This is a genomic window from Paracoccus sp. PAMC 22219 (genome assembly GCF_000787695.1).
Classification (GTDB): Bacteria; Pseudomonadota; Alphaproteobacteria; order Rhodobacterales; family Rhodobacteraceae; genus Paracoccus.
The window spans coordinates 1-6,763 of record NZ_BBPH01000235.1 but is presented as its reverse complement, the minus strand read 5'-3'; the positions used below and the strand labels follow the sequence as shown (position 1 = coordinate 6,763).

Annotated in this window: 1 protein-coding gene and 3 pseudogenes; 2 read left to right on the top strand and 2 right to left on the bottom strand. The window is 50.3% G+C overall.

Annotated features, from left to right (window positions below; genetic code table 11):
• Positions 1–960: 960 nt before the first annotated feature.
• Positions 961–1,751: pseudogene (locus TY51_RS21480) on the top strand (IS5 family transposase).
• A gap of 55 nt (positions 1,752–1,806) precedes the next feature.
• Here the strand turns inward: TY51_RS21480 and TY51_RS21475 are convergent.
• Entirely contained in the window at positions 1,807–4,950 is a 3,144-nt protein-coding gene (locus tag TY51_RS21475) for a calcium-binding protein (RefSeq protein ID WP_156118135.1), read from the bottom strand.
• A 332-nt stretch (positions 4,951–5,282) separates the two neighbouring features.
• Positions 5,283–6,176, bottom strand: a pseudogene (locus tag TY51_RS19375) (IS5 family transposase).
• 309 nt (positions 6,177–6,485) lie between these two features.
• Here TY51_RS19375 and TY51_RS19370 point away from each other — a divergent pair.
• Positions 6,486–6,763 (top strand): annotated as a pseudogene (locus TY51_RS19370) (type I secretion system permease/ATPase); the annotation flags it as partial.

Here is a 6,763-nt window from a genome sequence, read left to right as displayed (position 1 = left end):
TCCGGGATGGAACACTTAGGAACGTTCCGGGAGGCCGATTATAATCAGAAAAGATGTCGCCGAGATGTGGGGCTACTCGCTCCACCCAAAACGGGATGCGTAAAACCGCTGTACTCAGACATCAATGCTACCGAAGTCCGGGCCTTGATGCGGTGCTATTCTCCTTTTGCGCATCGGAATCTAAACTCAACGTAAGCCAAAAAAGAGCCTGCACGCAGCTTTCAATCTGGGTCTTTAAAATGCAGCGTTCGTCCCAAGGTAATACTGTGAGGCAACCGCCGCCCAACTCTGCCTTTTCTCGAACAGAAATCAAACTCCTGACGAGATCTTCTAACTTAGCCTTATCCTGCATAGGTCTCTTCACCTTCAATATGCCGCCTTTTGCGAACTTGAATGTTTGGCGCTAAGCGTAAAAAAAGTTGCGGATCATCTGCACCAAAACAACCCATGGTTGATTCGGTGTTAGTAGGTATATGTTGACAGGAGGTTACCGGGTGGCGGAATTTTGCCGATGTGGCCAGTTTTCCCGATTTTTTCCTTAGTCTGTTGCCTTAAAGGCACAGCGAAGCACGGTAGATCGGCGGCCAATCTATAGAAAGGAGATGTAATATGTCGTTTCTTGAAAATATGTGACCGTAGGGCATCGCTGCAGAATATAGTAATCTTCGGAGTGAAGGGCACAATACTGTGGTTTACCAAGGCGGCAGATTGAGCAGCACCTGCACCATCAGGCACGATTGAACTGCTGCACGCTAGGGCAATGGGGGTGGCCAAGGCGCCCCGCCTTGTTCGGCCTACTACATCATTTCCTCATACATTTAGATCAGCAGCGAGATTCGTTGGCTGAGGGCGGCATTGTTGGACTTCTAGTTCATCATGTGGCAGCAGGTCGCATTAAGCTCCAGACCCACTGATTTCAGTCAGTTTGCGCGATTCAGGATCCGCCAAGAGACCTGACCGATGACCAGTCCTTTTTGGCTGACGGATGTGCAGATGGAACGGTTGCGGTCGTTCTGTCCCAAGAGCCACGGCAAGCCCCGCGTCGACGACCGACGCTTTCTGAACGGCATAATATTCATTAGTCGCAATGGGTTGCGGTGGTGCGACGCGGGCAGGGAGTATGGTCCGGCCAAGACCCTTCATGGCCGGTGGAAGCGCTGGAGGCGAGTGGCAAACGCCATTGGTCCGAGTGCGGCCACGGGCACGGCGTCTTCGCCCGGATCATGGCCGGGGTGGCTGCCGAAAACGCCGCGCACAAGAGGATCATGATCGATGCGACCTATCTGAAGGCACATCACACGTCCTCAAGCCTGGGGGTCAAGCAGCGTGGCGCGGACCCGAGATCGGGCGCACCCAAGGTTGCATGACTACCAAGTCGCACGCCCTCGCGGACGCGACGGGGCGGCCGATCGGGTTCTCTATGTCCGCCGGACAAATCGGTGATTACCGGCGTTTCGGCTCTGCTGTGCACCCTGCCGACGGCGGGGTGGTTGCTCGCCGAAAGGGGTTATGACGCTGACTGGTTCAGGAAAGTGTTGAAAGACGAGGGGATAATGGCCTGCATTACTGGCCGGAAGTCCTTTAGCAGGGAGGTAGAATACGACAAGAAGCGCTACCACCGCCGCAACCGCATCGAGATCATGTTCGGCCTCCTTGAGGTTTGGCGACAGGTTGCCACCCGATACGACCGCTGCCCGGAAACTTTCTTCTCCACTATTGCCCTTGCCGCAACAGTCCTCGTCTGGTTCTGAAATTCAATGGGTCTGGAACCTAGTGAAACCGTAAGCCACTTAATAAATCCTGAACCTAGGCAAAAATAAAATCGACATCATCTAAGCTCGACAAACCAACTATGAACACCGTGAAATCTGCCTTCCTATCTCCATTCACGTCTGCGGAAACATAAATACCGTTATCGGCACTTGAGAACCACAGAGCGTTTGGAGCCGGCCGCTGTGAAAACCCTAAGGTTTGAAATCCTGGCTTATTCATGTTTGCGTCAATTGAGGAAAGGTCAATGACATCTACCCCAGTCTTGAAATCGCAAATATGATCTATAGCACCATGCTTGCTATCGCCTAGCTTAAAATGGAAAACATCTCGGCCGACGCCGCCAAAAAGACGATCAACCCCACTACCACCATTTAAAATGTCATTACCAAGACCGCCACGAAGAACGTCGTCACCTGCTTCACCGTAAAGACGATCATTGCCCTCATGCCCAAAGATAACGTCGGCACCATGCCCCCCGAATGATCGGTCATCACCAAATCCTGAATAAATTATGTCATTGCCAACGCTTCCTGAAATGACATCATTACCAGCTGCTCCAAATATTGTATCGTTCCCGATCCCACCATCAATGTGATCATTTCCCCATCCACCATGGAGATAGTCATCCCCCTGGTTTCCCCAAAGTCTGTCCGCTCCATACCCCCCGAATATTCGATCCCACCCGTACCCGCCGTGAATTACATCCGCGTCCGCGCCGCCAAAAATAGTGTCATGTCCAGCTCCACCCCAAATAAGATCGCTACCAAAGTCTCCGTTAATTTGGTCGTTCCCATACCCTCCTGAAATTTTATCATTGCCAGACCCACCATGAAGGCGATCGTGTCCGATTCCACCATGTATCATATCATTGCCGGGACCTCCGAATATAAGGTCGTTACCTGCATCCCCCCTTAGATCGTCATTTCCCGCACTACCATAAATCTTGTCGTTTCCAAATCGTCCGTAGATTTTGTCCGCAAAGGGTGTACCTGTTACGCTATCAGCAGACATTGATCCAATTATTTCCTTTCCTTTGTTAGGAGAAGACACCCTTGGAAAACCATCTAGATCAGACTCCACTCCGCCAACATTAGTGATTATTCTTGAAAGGGAATCAAAATTGAATGCGACATCAAAATTACTTTCGCGAGAAATTTTCAATATTTCATTTATTTGAAAATCTGAAAATTTTTCAAAGTACCTGTTAGTTATTTCATAACGATCATACCTTCCCAGAAAATCAATATTCTGTAGATATAAATCGAACATCATGTCAGAGCCACCGACAATTTTTGTAATTCCCCCTCCTGGCATCTTTATGTAAAGATCGGCACCATCTATATGGCTAGCGTTCAACAGTTCATTCCTGCTCTTAAACGCTCCGCCAAATGAAATTAGATCTTCAGTGGAAAAGTCCATTATGTCGACGCTTGAGTCTGGCGTAATGATGAAAAGGTCATCTCCGGTTCCGCCTCGAACCGTAGAATGGAGAGAACCTTTCGCCGAAGAGAACAGCAAAAGGTCGTCTCCGCGCCCACCTATGACATTATCGATCCCACCATCGGATAGAATCATGTCACCGTTGTCTCCCGCTAGGAGAAGGTCGTTACCTTTTCCTCCTGCGAGGACATTCTTTCCTCCACTCCCATATATCCTGTCATCACCTGCATGCCCGTAAAGCACGTCATTCCCATTTGCGCCTTGGAAAGCGTCATTTACCATCCCTGTTCGGGGATCCGTAACGTTGTGAGCCCCTTCGATAAATAGGTCTCGTTCGCTATTAGAGATCACAACCACGACAATTTCATTCGGTTTCAAGTCAGTGTCAGCTGTACCACCCGGACCTGAAATGACTTTCATATCGCCCCTCGCATCAGCGATTTTTCCCGGCTTAACAGGAGTTGATATCGACTCATCATACCAAGTACTGTATGGGGAATCTGCTGGAATAATGTGATATGTAGATATATGGTAGTTACCTGAAATCTCACTTAGATAAACTACGGCATCCACATCAGCTTGGTTATAGAAAAACAATACCTTCTGAGTTTCATCAGCAAAGCCAGAACTTTCCAAGTCTCTAGACTGCAATACCCAATTAGCAGATTTTTCGTCTGCTATGACGGTTTTACCGATTAGATGCCGTTCAGCGATGTCGTAAATTTGCCCCATTGGCGTCGCAATAGCCACCACTGTTCCACCATCGCTTTCTGCTGGTGAAAATTTCGTATCATAAAATTTGTTAGATAGCCATTCGTACGAAATTCCCCAGTGATCGATTGCGTCGACGCCTGCTTCAATGAGTTTTGAGAAAGCTTCAATCCAGGCGGCGGCCTGCGGAACTCCTACCGCCGTATTTTCGCCAATATTAAATTCTGAGATGATAAAATCAATGTTACTTGGAAACCCGTTAGCATCTTTAAATACCTGCATCGGATTTATAGCCCAGTTGATTTTAGAGCTTAGGTTATTTGCATCAGGATAACTGTGCTGGAATATGGCGCTTACGTGCGCGCGATTTTCAATTGTAATCTCATTTATAATTTCTACAGAGTGACGCGGGCCGACCGCTGTCCAAGTTCCATCTGCATTTTGCTCCGCCTTCCACTGGACTCCTGCTTGTACACCGATGCCAGGGCGATCATCCGCGGGATGGTGCTCCCAAACGTTGTTAATCATCCCATTGATTAATGCAATTTCGGCGTTGGCTATTTTTCCGTACTCACTAGGCTCCAAGCTCCCCCATTCTTTACTGCCCCAGTACTCATTTCCTATTTCAAAGTTTGTTACTTTGACGTTTGGGTATTCAGCCAGCGCCTTAGCTACCTCTGATAGATAGGCGTTAAATCCCCTCGCGTCGAAATGGCCGTCACTTTTATCGTAAAACTGGAATGTCGGAGTAACAATAGAGATGGATCTTCCTGTTTCACTGGCATACTGCAGCATTTCTCTTATTGTTAGCGTGTAGTTTTCATCCTTGGGATCCATTGGCTCGCCAAACATACGGTGCAGGCCGCCATTTACCCATGTCTGGGCCTCCGTAACACCGCCACCCGGAAACCGGATATTTGAGAAGTCGATCTCTTTCAGCGTTTCATGATAGGGCTGGCCATCATTCAAATTATCACGAGTAAGAACGACATTTCCGCCGAAATGGCTTTCGCTAATCTGTGCCATGGATAACCTCTTTTAACTCTGATTAATAAGAGGTTTACTCAGGATAATTATCAATGTGTTAATGTTTAGAACTTTCTCGATACCATTCATGCGAGGCCGCGAATTTTGAAAACAATGCGTCATCAAGAAGTTGATCTGTTTTTAATTCAATGATTTCAATAGCTAAGCAGATATAAATCAAGAGTTTTGCTAGATTTCTGTTTGATAAAAATTTAATTACTTGCTGAGATCGTTGTCGGATCAACCTGCTTGAGCACCGACTTGGTATTTCCCTAAATGTCATGGGAATTGTTGCAGAACTGCGCCGTAAGGCTTGACTTCCACTTAATCCGTCAAGCTTGGGCCATGTGTTCGATCTTGAGGGTGCCGAGTGCGTTGAAGCGGTTTGCGAGGGCGATGCGGATGTGGACCTCGGCCGTCTGCCTTTCCAGATCTTACGATTCCATGCGCTCGCCGAAGGACTTCAAGCAGTGCACTCCTGCCTCGATCTTGCTTCGAACGTGATAGCCAAACCACTGCTTCCGGTTCGACCGGCCCAAGCGCATCGTTACCCGGAGTATTCAGTTGCGAGCAGGGGCGGCAGGACAGTCCTCCTTCTAAAAGCGTACCTTCTTGCGAATGAGCATCACGGCTGCACCGCCGCGGTTCTGAATGGCCGCGTGGCACCGCCGAGTGTCGAAAGCACCATCGCCGGTCACGGTGCCGATTTGGTCATCCGGCGGGATCTGGCTCAGAAAGTCGCTGAGAACGGGACTGTCACCCTTACGGTGCGAGGTGAATTCCACCTCACGAGTGTTGCCGCAGGCTGTGTCCATTGCTGCGTGGACCTTGCCATACTGGCGCCTGCGGTGTGTGCCATGCTTGCGTGCCGGCCATTCTTCGTCACCAAGAAGCTTGATTCCAGTGCTGTCGACCAGATGGTTCAACGGCCCTGATCTGCGGCGGTGAGAAATCTGAACAGCCAGTGACTTTTGCCTGCGGCACAGGGTGGAAAAGTTCGGTCCCAGCCAGTTGAGCACTGCCATCTCCGGGCAGCTGGCCACCACCCCTGTGGTTTGCCGGAGTGGCAGTCCAAAAAGCACCTTCACCATCAGACAGAACTGGATCGCTGCATCGGATAACACTGCTGGGACGCCCAGCCCTGGTGGCCAGCCATTCCAAGTCTTTGTCCAGCCAGATCAGCAGTGACCGCGCCGCGTTAGAGAGTCATTGCAGGAGTTCCAGATCGTGGTGCGGTACCGCGCAGCCTCGGGTCTGCTATTACCAAGAAGCTTGCCCTACGAGTCTGCTTGCGTGAATCCCGCAGCAGGCTGGAGTTCTGCAACAGCGCCGTCCACATAGCTCACCGCTTAGTGTAAAATCCGCTTAAACCCAGAAAATTAATTATTTAATTACAAAGGTTTATGTTAGTAAGATAATTTTAATCATTGAATGCGAGGGTCGCCGCAGGCCGTCACAGGCCCTGCGTGGTGATATGGTCGCCGCGGTAACGAGGCAAGCCCCGCCATCGGCGCGGCATTTTCAAGGCATGACGAATGGCCAAGGCTGCGAACCTGACCGACGGGGCCCGCGAACTGCGCCAGGCGCGTGCCACGGGCTGGTCGCTGTTCCTGGCGGTGGGGGTGTTTTCGGCGGTCGTGAACCTGCTGATGCTGACCGGACCGCTGTTCATGCTGCAGGTCTATGACCGCGTGCTGGCCTCGCGCAGTGTGGAGACCCTGACCGCACTTTTCGTGCTGGTGGTGTTCCTGTTCGCGCTGATGGGCGCCATCGACGTCATCCGCAACCGTGTTATGCAGCGGATCGCCGCCCG